General features: G+C 66.5%; 18 protein-coding genes. 7 read left to right on the forward strand and 11 right to left on the reverse strand.

Going from position 1 to position 19,318, the window contains the following annotated elements; translation table 11 throughout:
* Positions 1-229: 229 nt before the first annotated feature.
* The gene (locus QZ149_RS04110) at positions 230-526 is read left to right on the forward strand and encodes a WhiB family transcriptional regulator (protein WP_003790481.1); all 297 of its coding nucleotides are present in this window, start codon (positions 230-232) and stop codon (positions 524-526) included.
* 103 nt (positions 527-629) lie between these two features.
* Entirely contained in the window at positions 630-1,448 is an 819-nt protein-coding gene (locus tag QZ149_RS04115; protein ID WP_291450007.1) for a thioredoxin domain-containing protein, read from the forward strand.
* 110 nt (positions 1,449-1,558) lie between these two features.
* Here the strand turns inward: QZ149_RS04115 and groES are convergent, their stop codons facing one another.
* Positions 1,559-1,855, reverse strand: a complete 297-nt coding sequence (gene groES / locus QZ149_RS04120) for a co-chaperone GroES (RefSeq protein WP_009647648.1) — start codon at positions 1,853-1,855, stop codon at positions 1,559-1,561.
* 261 nt (positions 1,856-2,116) lie between these two features.
* Between groES and QZ149_RS04125 the strand changes: the two genes are divergently transcribed.
* The 4 genes from QZ149_RS04125 (at position 2,117) to QZ149_RS04140 (ending at position 8,995) form a co-directional block, all read left to right on the forward strand.
* Positions 2,117-3,358, forward strand: a complete 1,242-nt coding sequence (locus QZ149_RS04125; protein ID WP_291450008.1) for a class I SAM-dependent methyltransferase — start codon at positions 2,117-2,119, stop codon at positions 3,356-3,358.
* 66 nt (positions 3,359-3,424) lie between these two features.
* Positions 3,425-4,594: a glutamate--cysteine ligase gene (locus QZ149_RS04130; RefSeq protein WP_291450009.1), complete on the forward strand. Its 1,170-nt coding sequence runs from the start codon at positions 3,425-3,427 to the stop codon at positions 4,592-4,594.
* A gap of 334 nt (positions 4,595-4,928) precedes the next feature.
* Positions 4,929-7,427: a phosphatidylglycerol lysyltransferase domain-containing protein gene (locus QZ149_RS04135; RefSeq protein ID WP_291450030.1), complete on the forward strand. Its 2,499-nt coding sequence runs from the start codon at positions 4,929-4,931 to the stop codon at positions 7,425-7,427.
* Positions 7,428-7,429: 2 nt separating this feature from the next.
* A complete protein-coding gene (locus tag QZ149_RS04140) occupies positions 7,430-8,995 on the forward strand; it encodes an alpha/beta hydrolase-fold protein (protein ID WP_291450010.1) in 1,566 nt (521 codons plus the stop codon).
* Positions 8,996-9,017: 22 nt separating this feature from the next.
* Here the strand turns inward: QZ149_RS04140 and tsaD are convergent, their stop codons facing one another.
* From tsaD to QZ149_RS04190, 10 genes are all read right to left on the reverse strand, one after another.
* On the reverse strand, positions 9,018-10,073 hold the full coding sequence (tsaD, locus tag QZ149_RS04145; protein WP_291450011.1) for a tRNA (adenosine(37)-N6)-threonylcarbamoyltransferase complex transferase subunit TsaD: 1,056 nt from the start codon (positions 10,071-10,073) through the stop codon (positions 9,018-9,020).
* 79 nt (positions 10,074-10,152) lie between these two features.
* Positions 10,153-10,392, reverse strand: a complete 240-nt coding sequence (locus QZ149_RS04150) for a hypothetical protein (RefSeq protein WP_291450012.1) — start codon at positions 10,390-10,392, stop codon at positions 10,153-10,155.
* 150 nt (positions 10,393-10,542) lie between these two features.
* A complete protein-coding gene (locus QZ149_RS04155) occupies positions 10,543-11,286 on the reverse strand; it encodes a succinate dehydrogenase/fumarate reductase iron-sulfur subunit (protein WP_039937291.1) in 744 nt (247 codons plus the stop codon).
* A complete protein-coding gene (locus QZ149_RS04160) occupies positions 11,283-13,262 on the reverse strand; it encodes a fumarate reductase/succinate dehydrogenase flavoprotein subunit (protein ID WP_291450013.1) in 1,980 nt (659 codons plus the stop codon). Before QZ149_RS04160 ends, QZ149_RS04155 begins: the two co-directional genes overlap by 4 nt.
* 16 nt (positions 13,263-13,278) lie before the next feature.
* Positions 13,279-13,992 carry a succinate dehydrogenase cytochrome b subunit gene (locus QZ149_RS04165; RefSeq protein ID WP_291450014.1) on the reverse strand — a complete coding sequence of 238 codons (714 nt, stop codon included), beginning with the start codon at positions 13,990-13,992 and terminating at the stop codon, positions 13,279-13,281.
* Between the two features lie 221 nt (positions 13,993-14,213).
* Complete coding sequence (rimI, locus tag QZ149_RS04170) at positions 14,214-14,663, reverse strand: ribosomal protein S18-alanine N-acetyltransferase (RefSeq protein ID WP_291450015.1); 450 nt, start codon at positions 14,661-14,663, stop codon at positions 14,214-14,216.
* Positions 14,660-15,355 carry a tRNA (adenosine(37)-N6)-threonylcarbamoyltransferase complex dimerization subunit type 1 TsaB gene (tsaB, locus tag QZ149_RS04175; protein WP_291450016.1) on the reverse strand — a complete coding sequence of 232 codons (696 nt, stop codon included), beginning with the start codon at positions 15,353-15,355 and terminating at the stop codon, positions 14,660-14,662. The genes rimI and tsaB overlap by 4 nt, the downstream gene beginning before the upstream one ends.
* Positions 15,356-15,364: 9 nt before the next feature.
* Entirely contained in the window at positions 15,365-15,958 is a 594-nt protein-coding gene (gene tsaE, locus QZ149_RS04180; RefSeq protein ID WP_291450017.1) for a tRNA (adenosine(37)-N6)-threonylcarbamoyltransferase complex ATPase subunit type 1 TsaE, read from the reverse strand.
* Complete coding sequence (alr, locus tag QZ149_RS04185) at positions 15,955-17,217, reverse strand: alanine racemase (protein ID WP_291450018.1); 1,263 nt, start codon at positions 17,215-17,217, stop codon at positions 15,955-15,957. Before alr ends, tsaE begins: the two co-directional genes overlap by 4 nt.
* 60 nt (positions 17,218-17,277) lie before the next feature.
* Positions 17,278-19,023 (reverse strand): bifunctional ADP-dependent NAD(P)H-hydrate dehydratase/NAD(P)H-hydrate epimerase, encoded by a 1,746-nt coding sequence (locus tag QZ149_RS04190; protein ID WP_291450019.1) that lies wholly within the window; start codon positions 19,021-19,023, stop codon positions 17,278-17,280.
* On the opposite strand from QZ149_RS04190, the gene QZ149_RS04195 reads away from it, so the two are divergent.
* A complete protein-coding gene (locus QZ149_RS04195) occupies positions 19,022-19,210 on the forward strand; it encodes a hypothetical protein (protein ID WP_291450020.1) in 189 nt (62 codons plus the stop codon). The genes QZ149_RS04190 and QZ149_RS04195 overlap by 2 nt on opposite strands.
* Positions 19,211-19,318: the final 108 nt, after the last annotated feature.

The following is a 19,318-nucleotide window of genomic DNA, read 5'->3' on the forward strand; positions in this document are numbered from 1 at the left end:
CGCCACAGGAACGGGTGCGTTACACATCTCAAAGTTATTCAAAAAGTTGTTCATTGTTCATTCAGTGCGTCCACCTCAGTTTTCCATATTTCCACTGCCCAGGACGCCGCTCCATGAGAACTGGCTCATACTTCTGACAAGAGCCTTGAATAACTACCGCACAAGTGTCTATCCTTGCGGACATCGTGTGCCGAAAATGTCGGCACGACAGACAAGAAGGAGGCACCCAATGACTGACGTCTCCCGTCTGCCCGGCCCCATGATCGACGCGTGGGAATGGCAGTACGAAGCGGCGTGCCGAGACCTGGACACCGAGCTGTTCTTCCATCCCGAGGGTGAGCGCGGCTCCACGCGTCGGCGTCGCGCTGCGAACGCCAAGGCGATTTGCGCTACTTGCCCGGTGATCGAGCAGTGCCGGTCCTACGCTCTGGCCGCCCAGGAGCCCTACGGCATCTGGGGTGGAATGACCGAGGAAGAACGTCGTGAGGAGATCCGCTCCTCCGGACGTGGACGTCGCGTGTCCTGATCACGCAAATGAAGTGCCGGTGCGGCATCGCCACCGCGATGCCGCACCATTTTAGTGCCCACAACTCGACCGACACCCTGATCAACGTTCCCCGGGAGGACGCATGACCACCAACGAATCCACGGCCTCGTCGGCGGAGAAGAAAGCCGTCGCCGAGCAGGAAACGAACATCTACAAGACCCTCTTCATGGTCACCGCGCCGGTTACCGCCCTGCTTGCGGGCGCGTGCGTGTGGATGGGCGTCCAGCTCTCGTCCGCCTCCCCGGCGAGCCAGGCAACGCCGGGAACCCCGGCGGCCTCCGCGCAGATGCCGTCGGCTGAGCAGAGCGCCGAACCCAGCCAGACGAACGCGAACAACCTGGCGATCATGAACTCGTTCATGCGCCACGACCCGAACGATCAGCAGGCCAAGGGCGACGTCAACGCGCCCGTGACGATGGTCGTCTTCTCTGACTTCGCGTGCCCGTATTGCACGAAGTTCGCCCGCGAGATCGACCCGGCGCTGGCCGACCTCGTGGAGGATGGCACGCTGCGCGTCGAGTGGTACGACCTGGCGCAGATCACCGACTCCTCTCCCCTGGCGGCCCAGGCGGGTCTCGCGGCGGCCGAACAGGGCAAGTTCTGGGAGTTCCACGACGTCGTCTACGCGGCGGCGGACCCGACCGGACACCCCCAATACTCTGAGCAGGCCCTCGTCGACTTCGCGCAAGCGGCCGGGGTGCCCGACCTGGACAAGTTCCGCACGACGATGCTCGCTGACCACACCGTCACCAAGGTGAAGTCCGCCAAGGAGCAGGCGCACCAGGCCGGTATCACGGGCACGCCCACCATGTTCATTAACAAGGCGTACATTCCCGGGTTCCGCGACGCCACCTACGTGCGCAACACCGTGCTGGCACAGCTGGCCGAGACGGCGTCCTGAGACTGCGGGCGACGCGGTCCGCGCCGCGCCCGGCCCGTCATACGTAAACGGGGGCGGCCCGGAAGGATTCCTTCCGGGCCGCCCCCGTAGCGTTCAGTGTGCGAAGGCGCTCAGCGCTCCACAACCGCCAGCACGTCGCGCGAGGACAGGATCTGGAACTCCTGGCCCTCGTACTTGACCTCGGTGCCGCCGTAGCGGGAGTAGATAACCACGTCGCCGACCTTGACGTCGACGGGAATACGGTTGCCCTTGTCGTCCACGCGGCCGGGGCCCACGGCGATAACTTCGCCTTCCTGCGGCTTCTCCTTGGCGGTATCCGGAATAACCAGGCCGGAGGCGGTGGTCTGCTCAGCCTCAACCTGGCGGATGACGATGCGGTCCTCGAGGGGCTTAATGGAGATCGACATTGTCGCTCCCTTTCTTCTGTGTCACGAAGGTGCTCGTCCTTTCCCTGCCGTCGCGGGGGTCAGGTGCAGGACCGGTCGCGGGATGATCCCGCGCTTCCTTCACGAGTGTAGTTGCGCTCCTGGCACTCGGGCAACCCGAGTGCCAGCAGGTTCACCGAGGGCGATTCGTCCACTGTCCGTTTTTGCAATCGAGCGCGCACCCGCCGCTTCGCGAGCGCGCCGGTGACGGCCTCGCCGCGCCAGAGATGGGACAATGGCCCGGTGAACACCTTGACCCCGATCCTGTCCTCGCCCGGCTGGGAGCTGCTGGAGTCTCTCCAGGCCCGCCAGGAGACCAATCCGATGCCGCTGCGCGAGCTGGGGGCCGCCCTGCGTGCCTCGGGCATCGAGGCCAGCCTGGCTGCCGCGGTCCTCACCCAGCTGGCCCTACGCCAGGCGGCGCGTGCCAAGTTTGGCCCGTTCGCCTCACACATGGTGTTCACGCGCGACGGGCTGGAGCAGGCGACGCGTCTGGTGGTGGCGGCGCGCCACGCGCAGCGCTTCCGCGCCTCGGGGGCGAGGCGGGTGGCGGATCTGGGCTGCGGGATCGGCGCGGACGCACTGGCGATTGCGGGCCTGGGCCTGGATGTTCTCGCGGTTGATATCGACCCGGAGGCGGCGGGGGCTGTGGCCGCGAATCTGCGGGATTTCGAGGGGGCGCAGGTTCGTCTGGGCAACGTCATGGAGCTGGATATCGCGGAGTTGGCTTCCGAGGGCGTGGATGCGATCTTTGCTGATCCCGCCCGGCGTACGGGGGCCTCGCGGGGGTCGGCGCGCATCACGAACCCGGAGGATTGGTCCCCGCCCCTGTCCGCGGTCCTCGGCTGGGCGCGCACGATTGAGCGTGTGGGTATCAAGGTGGCACCCGGCATCGCGCATGACGTCATTCCGGCGGATTGGCATGCGCAGTGGGTGAGCGTGGGCGGCGATCTCGTCGAAGCTTCCCTCTGGTCTCCCGCGCTGGCACCGGAGGGCCGGGGTCGATCCTGCCTCCTCCTGGACGAGGCCGGGGCAGCCCATGCCCTCTCCTCCCCCGAGGGGATGGCTGCGAATACGCCCGCCGAGCGCGTGGAGGTTGCTCCTCTCGGGGCTTTCATCGCGGAAGCCGATCCGGCGGTGATTCGCTCGGGGCTGCTCGGGCGTCTCGCTGACAAGACCGGGGCGGGCCTCGTATCCGACAAAATCGCCTACCTGACAGGCGACGATTTACCTGACAACCCCTTCTATGACCGCTTCGAAGTGCTCGAGGTGACAAACCTTCGCGCCAAGGCAATCTCTGCAGCGCTCACATCGCGAGACGCGGGCAGTGTCGAGATCAAGAAACGCGGCGCGGACATCAATCCCGACGAGCTGCGCAAATCTCTCAAGCTGGGCGGCGGTAGCGCCCAATTAACAGTCATTGCGACGCGCCTGGCCGGGCGTCACCACGCGATCATCTGCAAGAGGTTGCCCAAAAACCTGTAAGGAAGCTCTCCACCGGCACACAGCGAGGCCCTGACACAATGGAGGAAATCAGCGAAAGGATCGATCATGACCCTGCCATTCGGTTCCTCCCAGCGTTCTACACTCGGTGTCGAGTGGGAGCTTCAGCTCGTCGACCGTGACTCGCACGATCTGCGTCAAAGCGCGGACGCCATCATCGACCGCGCCACGACCGACGGCAAGCTCTATCCCGGCGTCCATCGCGAGATGCTCCTCAACACGATCGAGGTCGTTTCCAAGCCGCGCTCGACCGTCGCCGAGTGCGTCGCTGACTTGACGGATTGCATCGACTACCTGACTCCCCTGGCCTCGGACCTGCGCATTGACCTGGCCACCGCCGGCACACACCCCTTCGCGCGCCCGGGCCGCCAGCGCGTCACCGACTCACGCCGCTACGCCCAGCTCGTCGAGCGCACCGCCTACTGGGGCCACCAGATGCTCCTGTACGGCGTCCACGTACACGTCGGCGTCGAAGACCGCGCGAAGATCCTGCCGATCCAGGCGGCGCTCACCGCCTACCTGGGCCACCTGCAGGCGATCTCCGCGTCTTCTCCGTTCTGGGCGGGCGAGGACACCGGCTACGCCTCCAACCGCGCGATGGTCTTCCAGCAGCTGCCCACCGCCGGTATCCCACGTCAGTTCGACACGTGGGAGGACCTGGAGGCCTACACGGACGACATGATCCGTACGGGCGTCATCGAGGGCTTCGACGAGGTTCGCTGGGATATCCGCCCCTCGCCGACTTTCGGCACGATCGAGAACCGCATGTACGACGCGGCGACGAACGCCACTGAGGTCGGCATCTTCGCGGCCCTCACCCACGTCCTCGTCGAGCACTTCTCGCGCCTGTACGACGCCGGTGAGCCCCTGCCCTCCCTGCCGGACTGGTTCGTCGCGGAAAACAAGTGGCGCTCGGCCCGCTACGGCATGGACGCAGCCCTCATCGTCTCACGCGACGGCGCGACCGAAAGCGCCCGCGACGGCATCGCGCGCCTGAAGGAAGAGCTGGCTCCCGTGGCCGCTGATCTTGGCTGCGCGCGCGAGTTCGCCGACCTGGACACGATCCTGTCAATCGGTGCCGCCTACGAGCGCCAGCGCGCCGTCGCTGCGGCCGCACGCCCCGGCCAGGGCCTCGATGCCGTCGTGGACCTCATGCGCGCCGAGATGGCTGCGGGTCGTCCCCTGGCACTTGCCGAGTTCGCAGCCCTGAGCGCCTGACCCCACGTCCCCAGCGCGGCAGCGAGGCGCGTCCGGGGCGGGGCCACAGCCTCGTGACTGAGCAGACACCTTCCCAGCGCACTATCAGTCCACTTCCAGACTATCGGAGTATCCTATCCTCCGGAAAAATGAAATGGCTTGAGAGGATATCACCGTGTCGAAGGAAGAGACGGACTCACCCGAGCCCCGCCGCACCACTTTTCGCAGGATCGGTGCGCCACTGAGCGCAACAGCACGCACCCTCTGGCTTCTGCTCTCCTCGCTGGCGCGCCTGACGGTCCGATGGCTGTCCCACGCCCCTGCCACTACCGTCGTGACGGTTGCGCTGACCCTGATGTCCGCCACCTACTGGGTGTGGCGCGATCAATTCAATGTTCTCGAGGCTAGCCCTTCACCCTCCCACTGGTGGTCGATCTTTTCCTCCGTCGGAGCTGTCCCCGGGCACTTCCTGGCCACCGCCGTCCTCGGCATCGCAACGATGATCGTCGCGGGTGGCGCCGCCGAACGCCACTTGGGCACCCGCGTGTGGATCGCTGCCGCGCTCGCCGGACAGGTCGTCGGCGTCACCGCGACATGGGCGACCCTGCCCCTGCTCAAGCGCGCGATCACCGAGTGGGGCCAGGCCATCGGCGAAGGAACCCTGTGGGGGACGAGCCTCATGCTCATCGCCCTGGCTGGTGCCGCCGTGCAGTCGCTAGGGGCACGCTGGCGGTGGAGGGCGCGTTTCCTCCTCGTCGGCGTCCTCGTTCTCTCCTCCGCGCTCCTCGGCTCGGCGATCTCCTACGCGCGCGTGTGGGCGCTCCTGGCCGGCATGACCGCTGCTCGTCTACTGGGCGTGCGCGGCTCGAACTCCGACTCCACTGATGAGGTAACCGCCGGTCGCCAGCTCGCCTCCGTGTCGGCGCTATGCTGGGCATGTGTCGCAGCTCTCACAGTTGTATCCTCCGCGCCCGAGGGACCCCTCGCGCAAATGCGCTGGTCGCTGGGTCCCGCCTGGTGGCTCGAAGGCCGTACGGGAGTCATCACAACCCTCCTATGCCTGGCACCCGTCACCCTCCAGCTAATCTTCGCCTACGGACTGCGTAGGGGACGACGAGTCGCCTACGTCGGCACCCTCATTCTCCAGGGCCTCCTCGGTATTTCGACGCTGGCGTCAACCACCGTCGAACTCCTTGCGTGGAACGGGCCGGATGACCCCCTGCGTCCCGAGGTGACGACGGCTGCTTCTCTGCTGCTGATGCCTGTCCTCCTCAATGTCGCGCTGTGCGCCATCACCTGGTGGATGCGCCGATCCTTCACGATCCACGCCGCGCCATCCACGACCTCGACGCTGGCACGCCGCTGGCTCATCCTCATGGCTGTGTGCGCGGCGGCGGTCCTCGTGCTCGGACTCCTCACAAGCGACTCATTCATTCCCTTCTCCTCGTTGGCTTCGGGTGAAGATATCTCGGACGCGCCTAACGCGACACCCCTGCAGGTTTTCCACGATTACGCCCTCGCACTCCTGCCCACGGCGACCGCATCGATCTTCGAGCCATCGCTCGTGCCCATGACTCTCCTGGCTGAGGCCCCCGTCCTGTGGATGCCCCTCGTTGCATGGGCGGGAACCCTCGCCCTCGTGCTGCGCGCTCTCCTCGCTCTGCCTCGCATCCCTGCGTCCTCACCTCTCGACGACCTCACGCCGCTCCTGCGCGCACACGGGGGCGGAACGCTTGGCTGGATGAACATGTGGGAGGGCAACCAGGTGTGGGTGTCCCCCTTCGACGAGGCCGGGGTTGCCTACCGGGGAGCCGGAGGCGTCGCGCTCACCGTCACCGACTTGGCCTACGAGGAAGGCAAGGCCTCCCAGGCAATCGCTGAGTTTTCTTCCTTCGCCGCCACCGCGGGCCTCACACCGGCGCTCTATTCCGTCCACGAGGACCTGGCCTACGCCGCCCGCGACGAGGGCTGGACGATCATGCAGGTCGCCGAAGAGTCACTCCTCGACCTACCTGGCCTGGCTTTCAAGGGCAAGGTCTACCAGGACGTGCGCACCGCTATGAACCACGCCACCCGTGAAGGCGTCGAGGCCCGCTGGACCACCTGGGACGAATGCCCCCAGGGATGGAAAGACCAGATCACCGTGATCTCGCAGGCGTGGAGTTCCGACAAGGCCCTACCCGAAATGGGCTTTACACTCGGCGGCGTGCGCGAACTCGCGATCCCTGAGACGCGCATCCTCGTTGCCATCAACGCCGACTCTACAATCCACGCCGTCACCTCGTGGCTGCCCGTCTACCGCCGCGGCCAGGTCGTCGGCCTGACCCTCGACGTCATGCGCCGCCGCGCAACAGGCTGGCGTCCCGCCATCGAATTCCTCATCGGCAAGGCTGCTCTGGCTGCCCAGGAAGAAGGCCTGGAGTTCTTGTCCCTCTCCGGCGCTCCCCTGAGGCGCTCCGCCGACGACACGTCCGCCTTCGGCCCCCTGACCGACGCCCTTGCCGCCATTATGGAACCCCTCTACGGCTTCACCTCGCTGCACGCCTTCAAGCGCAAGTTCAAGCCCCGCACGCAGCCCCTGTACCTGGCCGTCCCCGAACCAGCCTCGCTGGCCACCGTCGGGCTCGCTATCTCGCACGCCTACGTGCCCTCGGTCTCCCCCGCCCAGACCCTCACGCTGCTGGCTTCCGTCACCGGTGGCCTCGCCAAGCTTGCCGCGAAGGGCGTCGGCGACCTGCGCTCTGCCCGCGCCACGCAGCGCACCTCCGCATCGTCCCCTGCCCCGGCCACGCCCACAACCACCGATCAGCGCGGCGCTGCCACGGCCTCGTCAACCCCCTCCACGAAGGAGTGACCATGTCCCTTCTCGGATCCATTTCCCTGACCTCGGGACGCACCCTCGCGGTCGTCGCCGTGCTCGCGGTCCTGTCCCTCCTCGCGGGGGCGTTCCTCCTGCCGCGCTGGACACCCAGGCATTTCCCCCGACGCACGAGGCATTGGCTGGGCCGCGCGGTCCTCATCCTCGTGCCGATCCTCCTCGTGACGGCCACGGGTGCCCTGATCCTCAACCGCTCTCTCGGCCTCGTCAAGACCAGCGGTGACCTGGCTGCGCTCATCGCTTCCAACGTCGACGAACCGGCAGCCGAGTCTGGCGGCGAGGTCACAATCGGCGACCAGCCGATTGCTTCCTCCAGCCTCGACGCGACCTTCACGAGGACCGAGGACGGCATGCTCACCACCACGTGGACGGGGCCGATCAGCGGCATCACACTGCCCGTCTTCGTCATCGCACCACGCGACTACTCCCCCACCGACGGCAAGACCTACGCGGTCATCGAGCTGCTGCACGGGTACCCGGGCGAGGCCGACGGCACCACGCAGGGTGCCCACGTCCAGGAGGCCCTCGACAACGCCATCGACGCCGGGATCATCCCGCCCACCATCATCGTCGTCCCGTCCCTGAGCGTCGACGAGGAGGCGCACGACTGCGCGGATATCGAGGATCGCCCCGCCGTCTACACGTGGTCCGCGCACGAAATCCCCGCGTTCGTCCGCCACAATTTCCCCAATACCTCCGACAAGCGCGACGCGTGGATGCTCGGCGGTTTCTCCGCGGGTGCCTACTGCGCGGTGTGGACGGCGATGCGCACGCCCCAGACCTTCGGCGCAGCGGCCTCCCTCTCCGGCTATGACACGCAAATCGAGGGGCAGATGACGAATCTCGGCGACCAGTACCTGGCGGATAACACCCTCTCCACGATGCTGGCCAAGAGGGTCCCCGACGGGCTGCGCATCTACGCGATGGCCGCCGCAGACGACGGGGCCGGCGGTGCCCCCGCCGCCGTCAAGATGGCCAAGGCAGTCAAGTCTCCCGACACCGTGACGACCGATATTCCGCCCACCGGCGGACACGCAGGCCCCCTGTGGAGGGAGCACATCCCGACGATGCTGGCGTGGTGGGGTTCCTCCAACAAGGTCGCGAACGCGCTGGGATCATCCCCGACGGCGGCGACCGCGCGGGCATCCGAAGCCTACGCCTCCATCGTGCCGGCCACAAACGTCACGCACACGGTGCGGCCCACCGCACCCAACGGGCTCGTGAGCCTTGCTGTGCTGGCCCTGTTATCCGCTGCGTTCGTGACCCTCACCTGGCGTTTCGCAGGCACGTGGAGTGCCGTCTTAGCTGGGGACGCAGACGCGTCCGCATCCCGCTCGCGCTTCTTCCGCCTGCCGATGCCGCGCGTCATCGCGGAGCTGCCGCGCCCGGTGGCCTCATGCGTCACCTACGCCGCGCGACTGGCGTGCCTGAGCGTGGTGGCACTCGCCTGCGCCGCCTTCATCGGCGTGTGCGCCAACATGGCGGGCGGCTTCTACACCTCGTGGTCCTCCGTCGCCGAGTCCTTCATGGAGGGACTGCGCTGAGGCCCCTCCCCCGCGACGCCGCTTAGGCGCGCGGGGGCACGTAGGTCGTCGTCAGCTCCATGCCCGAATCCGGCGAAAAATCCCAGTCCGACGGCGGCAGGCCCGCCGCCACCAGCTCCGAGCCGATCGCTGCGATCTGAGCACCGTTATCCGTGCAGAATCGCAGCGGAGGCATGCGCACGGTCACGCCCGCGGCCTCGGCTCGCTCCGTCAGGAGGGCACGCAGCCGCGAGTTGGCGGAGAAGCCACCGCCAACGACAATCGTGTCACAGCCGGTGTCCAGCGCCGCGCGCACAGCCTTGGCGGTCAGCGAATCGTTGACGGCCTCGGAGAAGGCGGCGCACACGTTTTCCTTGCTGACGGTCTCGCCGCGCGCGGTCGTCCCCTCAATGTAGCGGGCGACGGCAGTCTTGAGGCCCGAGAACGAAAAGTCGTACTTGTGGCGTTCCTTGTCCTTACCGGCGGCCAGGCCGCGCGGGAAACGGATCGCCTCGCGGTCGCCCTGCTGGGACAGGCGGTCCACGTGGGGGCCGCCCGGGTAGGGCAGACCGAGGAGACGCCCGACCTTATCGAAAGCCTCGCCCGCAGCGTCGTCCAGGGTACCGCCCAGCTCCACGACGTCGGTCGCGATATTGCGGATCTCCAGGATGTTCGAGTGCCCGCCTGAGACCACCAAGCCGATGAAATGCTCGGGTAGAGGCCCCTCGGCCAGCTTGTCGACGGCCAGATGGCCAATCACGTGGTTCACGCCGTACAGCGGCTTGCCCAGGGACGAGGCCAGGGCCTTGGCGGCGCAGATACCCACCGTCAGCGAACCGACCAGACCAGGACCCGCAGCGACTGCGATTGCATCCACGTCCGCCAGGGTCACCCCAGCCTCGTCGAAGGCGGCGTCGAGCGTCGGCAGGAACGACTCCAGGTGCGCGCGCGACGCAATCTCCGGGATGATACCGCCGTAGCGGGCATACTCGTCCATCGACGTAGCCGTGCGATCAACTAGCAGCTGCGTGCCGCGCACCAGGCCGACGCCCGTCTCGTCGCACGTTGACTCAATACCAAGGACCAGGGGGTTATTCACGCCCTCTAGTCTAAGTCTGCACGCACGGTGACGCCGCCCGCAGGGGCGGGCGTGCGTCATGTAGTGAACCGTCGGAGTCTCAATCCTGTCCGGACCGCTTGTTAGCGACGATCATCGCGACGCCAGCGATGGCGAACACCAGCAGGGACCACGGGACAAGCGAATCGGCGACGGGCTTGACTGCTGGGGAGCCGAAAACAACCCCCAGGAGCAGAAGGATCGACAGGATCGCAAAAACAACCATTGCGCCAATTGCAACCGTTGCACTGACCCAGTAACGGCGCGTGTGCGTGTTCGGTCCGGTCTCGTCAAATTGCATGGCAAGCTCCTCTCTGAGCCCGATGATATCTCCATGATACGCCTCAGATCACAATGTCCGCGAGCACTCAAAAAGGGACCCGCCGGAGGTGGAGAACGCAAAAGGGCCCGGCGCACGTTAGTGCGCCGGGCCCAAGGCCACTCATGCGGATCAGACGCCCTTGAAGGCGGCCTTTCCGAGCTGGCGGTTCAGGTTTGCGATCACGTCAAGCGGGATCTGCTTGGGGCAGACCGCCGCGCACTCGCCGATGTTCGAGCAGGAGCCGAAGCCCTCCTCGTCCATCTGGTTGAGCATGTTCACGACACGCTTGTAGTTCTCGGGCTTGCCCTGCGGGAGCAGGCCGAGGTGCGTGACCTTCGCGGAAGTGAAGAGCATCGCGGAGGCGTTCGGGCAAGCAGCCACGCACGCACCACAGCCGATGCAGGCGGCAGCTTCGAACGCGCGATCCGCGTCCTGCTTCGGAACAGGGGTCGCGTGCGCGTCGGGGGCCGCACCCGTGTTCACGGAGATGTAGCCGCCGGCCTGGATGATGCGATCCAGGGCGGAGCGGTTCACCACCAGGTCCTTGATGATCGGGAAGCCCGACGCGCGCCACGGCTCGATCGTAATGACGTCGCCATCGTGGAAGGAACGCATGTGCAGCTGGCAGGTCGTGGTGACCTCCGGGCCGTGAGCGATACCGTTGATGACGATGCCACACTGACCACAGATGCCCTCGCGGCAGTCGGAGTCGAAGGCGATGGGTTCCTCGCCACGTGCGAAGAGCTCTTCGTTCAGGACGTCGAGCATCTCCAGGAACGAGGACTCTTCCGAGATTCCCTTCACCTGGTATTCATGAATTGCGCCCTTGTCTTCGGGACCGTTTTGGCGCCAGATCCTCAGTGTCAGGTTCACTTGTAGCTCCGCTGCTTCAGCTCGATATCGTTGTAAATCAGGTCTTCCTTGTGGAGGATCGGGGGCTCGCCGTCACCGGCAAACTCCCAGGCCGCCACGTACAGGAACTTGTCGTCGTGCCGCAGGGCCTCACCCTCGGGAGTCTGAGACTCCGCGCGGAAGTGGCCACCGCACGACTCTTCGCGGTGCAGCGCATCGATGCACATGAGCTCACCCAGCTCCATGAAGTCGGCCACTCGGCCGGCCTTCTCGAGGGACTGGTTGAGTTCGCCGATCGACTTGCCGGGAACGCGAACGTTCTTCCAGTAGTCGGCGCGCAGCTCGCGGATCATACCGATGGCCTTCTTCAGACCGGCCTCGGTGCGCTCCATGCCGCAGTACTCCCACATGATCTTGCCCAGTTCCTTGTGGAACGAGTCCACGGAACGGGTGCCATTGATCGACATGAGGGTATCGATGCGTCCCTGAGCCGACTCGAGAGCTTCCTTGACGGACGGCGAGTTCTCGTCCAGCTTGGGCAGGTGGAAGCAGTGCGCCAGGTAGTCATTGATCGTGTTGGGCAGGACGAAGTAGCCGTCTGACAGGCCCTGCATAAGCGCCGAGGCACCCAGACGGTTTGCGCCGTGGTCGGAGAAGTTCGCTTCGCCGGCCACGTACAGACCGGGCAGGTTCGACTCAAGGTCGTAGTCAACCCACAGGCCACCCATGGTGTAGTGGACGGCCGGGTAGATGCGCATCGGCACCTCGTAGGGGTTGTCGCCCGTGATGCGCTCGTACATGTCGAAGAGGTTGCCGTACTTGGCGGAGACGGCCGCCTTGCCCATACGGGAGATGGCCTCGGAAAAGTCGAGGTAGACGCCGCGGGCGACGCCGTCGATCTTCGGGCCAACGCCGCGGCCTTCGTCGCACATGTTCTTGGCCTGACGCGACGCGATGTCGCGGGGCACGAGGTTACCGAAGGAGGGGTAGATGCGCTCCAGGTAGTAGTCGCGATCCTCTTCGGGAATGTCACGCGGGTCCTTCTCGCAGTCCTCTGCGCGCTTGGGTACCCAGATGCGGCCATCGTTACGCAGCGACTCCGACATGAGGGTCAGCTTCGACTGCTGGTCGCCGTGCTGAGGAATGCACGTGGGGTGGATCTGCGTGAAGCGGGGGTTACCGAAGTAGGCACCCTTGCGGTACGCGCGCCAGATGGCAGTACCGTTGCAGCCCATCGCGTTGGTGGACAGGAAGAACACGTTGCCGTAGCCGCCGGTCGCCAGGACCACCGCGTCAGCGATGAAGGTCTCGAGCTTGCCGGTGGACATGTCGCGGGCGATGATGCCGCGTGCCTTGCCCTCGTCGACGATGAGTTCGACCATCTCGTGACGCGAGTGCTCGGTGACGGTACCCGCAGCGACCTGACGCTCCAGCGCCTGGTAGGCCCCGATCAGGAGCTGCTGACCTGTCTGGCCACGCGCGTAGAACGTACGGGACACCTGGACACCACCGAAGGAGCGGTTGTCGAGGAGGCCACCATACTCGCGGGCGAAGGGGACGCCCTGCGCGACGCACTGATCGATGATGTTGGCGCTGACCTCGGCGAGGCGATAGACGTTGTCCTCGCGGGCGCGGTAGTCACCACCCTTAACCGTGTCGTAGAAGAGACGGTAGACGGAGTCGTTGTCGTTGCGGTAGTTCTTCGCGGCGTTGATACCACCCTGTGCGGCAATGGAGTGCGCGCGGCGGGCGGAGTCCTGGTAGAAGAAGCAGTCGACGTTGTAGCCCATCTCGCCAAGCGAGGCGGCAGCAGCGCCACCCGCCAGGCCGGAACCGACGATGATGACGCGCAGCTTACGGCGGTTCGCCGGGTTCACGAGGGCTGCCTCGAACTGACGGCGTGCCCAGCGCTCGGAGATCGGGACGTCGTGGGGAGCCTTCGTGTCGGCGATCTTCTCGCCTTCACGGTAGAGGCCGTGGATGAGTTTATCAGTCATGATTGCGTGCCCTTCCTCAGTGGATCAAGCCGGTGACGATGGCGACGGGCGGGGCCATGAACATCACGAAGATGACCAGACCGACCAGGCCCGAGAGGACAACCAGAGGCTTGCGGGTGGCAGGACGCACCCAGCCGAGCGACTGGAACATGGACCAGAAGCCGTGAGAGACGTGGATGCACGCGCAGCCGACGAACACGGCGTAGAGGATCACGAGGACCGGCGACTGGAAGGACGCGATCATGCGGTCGTAAGGAGTGGCGACGTCAGCGCCGAAATTGGCGACCTTCGCGGGCAGGCTCACAGTGGTGAAGTGAGCGATGTGGAAGATCAGGATCAGCAGGATAAGGACACCGCTCATACGCATGGTGCGGGCCGCGTAGGAGTCCGTGACGGACTTCTTCACGACGTAGCGGGTGGAGCGAGCGCGACGCGAACGCTTCCAGGTGTAGGCGGCGGCCCACAGGTGGATGATGAGCATCAGCGCCATGGCGGCGCGGAAGACCCAGATGAATCCGCCGTGCGGGAAGATCGGCACGAAAGCCTCTTCATGCAGCCAGTGCGCGTAGTCGTTGTAAACCTGCGCGCCCAGGAACATCTTGAGGTTGCCGTAAGAGTGGAACAGCAAGAAGAAAACGAAAACGAAGCCCGAGACGGCCATCAGCTGCTTAATAAAGACGCTGGTGGTCCACGCGCGGCGCTTCTTCGTTGCGACATTTTGAGTGGCCATGGATTGAGCATATCGACGCTTTTCGTCCGCCTCGTAGGACTATGGCACGAGGCGATGCGCCGCTCTTGTCAACACGGTGTCATTTTCGGCTGTTTTCCGCGGTTTTTCCACGCTCCTTGACCCACAATTGCAATGAAAACACCTACCTCATAAACAGGGGTCTGAAAGCACGAATTTTGATACACCGACCGTACCTATTTGGTGGTGGTCGTCGCATCTCCTCAGATCAGGGGCGCCCTCATCTCGACTGCCTCTTCGACGGGGTTGCGGAAATAGCGTGGCCTGCGCCCGATCTCGACGAATCCACGCGACTTGTAAAGCGCGATGGCACCCTCGTTGGAGGGACGCACGTCGAGGAAGATCTCACGTGCCCCGGCCTCGTGGGACCAGGCCATAAGCGCGTCAAGGATGGCTGCTCCGACGCCTGCACCCCGCGCGTGGGCGCGCACGCCGATCGTCATGACGTCGGCTTGGTCACCGACGACCTTGGCACCGCCGTAGCCGATGACGTCGCCGGAACCATCCGTCGCGATCCAGTAGCGCGAGGCCGGGGAGGAGAGTTCCTCGGCGATCATGAAGGGCGTCCACGGGTCTTCTGAAAAGACCTCGGCCTCGAGGGCAGTGACAAGGTCGAGGTCGCCGGGACCCGCGACGCGCAGCTGGGGAGTCATAGGCGCGCGGTGGGCTGGCCGTGAATGTCGGGGCGGCGCAGGTAGAGGGGGTCGGTGCGCAGTCGCTCGTCCTCGCCGCGGGCCAGGCGCGTGGCGACGATGCGGCTCATGACGGCGGGGTCCAGCTCGACCTGGGGGCCGAGGTCGGCGCGCGCGAGAGCGGACGCGGAGTGCGCGGGGACGGGTGCTCCGGCGACAACGAGGCCGGGGGCTTGTCGCATAGCGCCAAGCAGGGAGGAGACGTCCCCGACTTCGAGGCGTCCTTCAAGGGCGACGTCGTCGGGTCCAGCAGCCACAAAGGCCCCCCAGTAGAGTTCGCGGCGACGCGCGTCGGCGATCGCGTAGACGCGGGTGTCGGGGGCGAGCAGGTCGAGGCCCTGGCGGGCGATGACGTCAAGGGCAGAGACGCCGTAGGCGGGCACGCTTGCGACCCGGGCGAGGACGCGCGCGGAGACGAGGCCGGAGCGCAGCCCGGTGAAGGGGGCGGGCCCGGTGCCCACAAGCACGCGATCAATCCCAGCATCGGCCAGGGTGGAGGGCAGGCCGGCATCACCGAGGGCCTCGCGGACGAGCGGCGTGATGGATTCGGCGTGGTGTCGCCCGGAGTCGTTGTGGGCGCGGCCAATGACCCGACCGTTGTCGATGATCGCGACGACGGTGGCTGCTTGGGTGTCCAGGGCTATCTCTCGCACGGTGTGATCCTACTCGTCGGTCGCGGACTCGTCGCCCTCAGGGGCGTCCTGGTCGATGCGCGTTCCTCCGTGGGCGGCGACGATGTCCTCGAGGACGCCTTCCCAGCGGTGCCCGTGGGCGCGCAGGACGATGCGGCGGCGGCCGTCGTCCATGTGTTCCAGGTCGATGACGTCCCCGTCGCGCTGCGCCTGCCCTCCCGAGGCGCGCCGTACCTCGATGGCGAGGCGCTCCTCACTCATGGCTTCGGTCTTGCCGTCGCCCCATTCGACGACGGTGACGGCCTCGTCGAGGGAGGAGTCCAGGTCGAGGGTCTCCAGGTCGTTGAGGTCGGTAATGCGGTAGGCGTCCGCATGGATGAGGTCGGGGCCACCGCCGAGGTTCGGGTGGACGCGGGCGACGATGAATGTCGGGGAGGCGACGCGGCCACGTACGCCCATGCCCACACCGATACCCTGCGTGAGGGTAGTCTTGCCGGCACCGAGTCCGCCGGACAGCATGACGAGGTCGCCGGCGGCCAGGACGCGACCGAGGTCCTCACCCAGCGCGCGGGTCTGGTCAGCGTCGTTGGTTTCGACGGCGTAGGAGGCGATGGGCTGGGTCATGAGGGGGTCCCGTCAGTCGCGTCGACATCACCGATGTAGGCGCGCGGGATGTGTGCGCCCAGGTTGGTGACGATTTCGTAGTTGATGGTGTTCGCGGCGCGCGCCCAGTCGTCGGCCATAGGGGATGGGTCAGCGCCGAAGAGCACGGCGAGGTCACCGACTGCTGCGGGTGCCTGTCCGCTGCGCGCGGTCGGCGTGCCTGCCTCGCCGTCAGCAGGCCCCAGATCGATCATGAATTGGTCCATGCACACGCGCCCGATCTGGGGCGCGTCGAGAGGACCGGAAGCGGTGTGGACGGTGACACGGGCGCGGTTGGAGGCGGCGCGCAGGATGCCGTCGCCGTAGCCGAGGGGGACCAGACCGATCCACCGGCGTGTGGGTGCGATCCACGTTCCCCCGTACGAGGCCGGGGTCCCCTCCTCGATCACCTTGACCGAGGTGAGGGGCGCGGTCAGCGTCAGGGCGGGAACCAGGCCGAGTTCAGACGAGGACGCGACGGCGGGGTCGGGACTCAGACCATACAGGCCGATGCCCGCGCGGCCCATGTCGTAGTGCGTCTCGGGGTGCCATAGGATTCCGGAGGTGGCGGCCAGGTGACGGATGCGCGGCGTGATACCCGCGTCGGCCAGGATTGCCAGGCCCTCCTCGAAGATGCGCACGTGGTTTGCGGTCGATGCGTTGCCCGCCTCGGTGGGGTCGTCGGCGCGCGACATATGGCTCCACGCGCCCACGGCGTCGACGAGTCCCTCGTCGACCGCCATGCGCAGGGCCGAGGCCAGGGCGGGCAGGTCCGCCAGGGTCGAACCCGCGCGGGACATGCCGGTATCAATCTTGACGTGGACGCGCGCGGGGCGACCCACCTGCCGGGCGGCGGCGCAGATGTCAGCGAGCACCCACGTCCAGGACACGGACACGTCAATATCGGACTCGATGGCCGCAGCGAAGTCGGAGGAGGAGGTGGAAATCCACGCGAGGAGAGGGGCGTCGGCGCGCGCAACCCCGGCCTCGTCGAGGCCTTTGCGCAGCGTGAACGCTTCGGCCAGCTGCGCGACCCCCAGCCAGTCGGCACCGCCCTCCAGGACCGCGAGCGCGACGGGGACCAGGCCGTGGCCGTAGGCGTTGGCCTTGACGGTCGCGAGCTGGAGCGCGTCGGGGGCGGCGGCGCGCAGGACGCCCAGGTTATGACGGATAGCGGCCAGGTCGACGACCGCGCGTGACGGGTAATCCCGTCCTTGACCGTGTTCGTTCGTGAAAGTCACTCCCCTATTATCTCACGCAGGCCCGAGCGCGCCGTGCGGCTGCGCCTACACTCTTCCATCTCAGGAGTCGAAGGCGGCGAGGACCTCCGGGATTGCGTCAGCGATGTCGCGCGCCTGGATGGGGGCGCGACCGTTGTACCGATCCGTGGCCAACTTCGCCGCGCGACCGTGGAGCCACACGGCCGACACCAGTCGTTCGGGCGTCACGGCCTGTGGTTTTCCGTCGGGTCCGGGCAGCGCGTGCTCGTCCCTGACGGGGCGGGCGAGGATACCGGCGATCAGGCCGGCCAGGACGTCGCCGCTGCCCGCTGTGCCTGCCCACGACGTGGTGGTCGGCGCAACCAGCGTGGAGTCGCAGCGGGCGCTTGTCTGCTCCATGTTGTCCAGGTCGGGGAAGCCCAACTCCGGGTTGATGAAGCTGGCAAGCAGCGCCTGATCACGGAGCTTGTCCGCGTATTCGAAGGACCGCACAACGGTGACAGAGCCCTTGAGGACGACGTGGCAGCCCGTGGCATCGTGGAGGAGATTCGCGTAGCGCAGGGGGGCTGCGGCGACCTCATCCCGCTTCGTCGGCGTGCCGAGCCTCGTCAGCAGCCGCGCAGCCTCACCGTGGTGCGGGGTGAGGACGGTGGTCTCAGGGTTGATGGTGTCCGCCAGCTCCGGAATGAGGTCGAGGGCCCAGGCGTCGATGACGAGCGGCACGCCGGACTGGCCACAGAATTGCGCGAGTTCGAGCGCATCCTCGCGGCGCTCCTCGTCCAGACCTGGCCCGATGAGGGCTGCCTGAATGCGCCCGCCCACCATGACGACGCCCGGTTCGGCGGCCAAGACCAGGTCCTGGACGCGGCGGGTCGAGTTAAGTCGCACCATGCCGACGCCCGATGCCAGGGCCCCTCGCGTGGCGAGCAGGCCAGCACCTGGGTAGGTGTCGGATCCCGCGACGAGGCCGACGACACCGCGCGCGTACTTGTCGTCGTCGAAGGCCGGGACTTGGACGAACCGACTGCCGCCGGTTCCCTCGTAAAAGTACACCGGGACCTCGCCGCTCGTTTCCTCCGTGTCAGCGGGCGTCTGGCCAACGAGTCCGGTCCACTTCATCTCGATGAGTTCCAAGGCACCACAATACTGCGCGGCGGGCGGCAGGATTTGGGCGCGTTTGAAGCTGCCCACGGCCATCGTGTGCGTGGCACGCATGACGGCACCCGTCACGCTCCCCTCGTCGTCGGTCAGGCCCGAGGGCACATCAATCGAGACAACCGCAGGGCGGGTGAGGAATGAGAAATCGTTGAGCTGCTCAACGGCCTCCGCGAGGTTCCCCTTGAGGGCCCCCTTGCCGCCGATGCCAACGATGCCGTCGATCCACACTGTCGCGAATGCCACCAGGGAGAGCTGGGGGGAATCAAAAACTGTGGTGATTGAGTCCCCCTTGAGGTCCACGATGGTGACCCCGGATGCTGTGGCGGCGCGCAGCGCGCGAGAGTGGCGCTTGCGCTTCAGCAGGATCGCCGCCACGCTGATGCCCATGTCAGCGAGGGTCGCGCATGCGTACAGGGCATCGCCTCCGTTGTCGCCGCCTCCGACGAAGGCAACGACGTCCGCCCGCGGGCCGGGGATGACGGGTTCGTGAGGTTCGGTCAACAGAGGGGACGTGTCACCGACGAGGCGGGCAACGCGCTGCGCGACCGCGTCGCCGACCTGGCGCATATACAGATCCGGATCATCGATCTCCGCAGCCTCACGGACAAAGCGCTCTTCGATTGAGCGCGCCTGCGGGAACGTCAGGGCGGGGCCGTCACATGTCAACATGTCTTCATTGTCCCACGTCTTCGCGCGCCTCCGCGCGCTTCCCGACGGCGCTCGCGGGCACGAAGCCCTGCGCCGAGGCCTGGGAGGGACTGCGGTCCTGGGATCCTCCGGTTTCACGGCAGTCGCGCGCCCTCTGGGAACCGATGCGGCGGTCGCGCGCTACCTTCACGATGAGGCCGAGCCGTAGGCAGCTCGGGACGGGGACGAGCGCCGGGGGCCAGCCCCCGATGGAACCTGTTCGACAGACGGTCCTGTGGGGCCAGCTCGCCCAGCTCTTCACTCCCCCGGCTCCGGG

It is taken from the genome of Actinomyces sp. ICM47, assembly GCF_905369875.1.
Taxonomy (GTDB): Bacteria; Actinomycetota; Actinomycetes; order Actinomycetales; family Actinomycetaceae; genus Pauljensenia.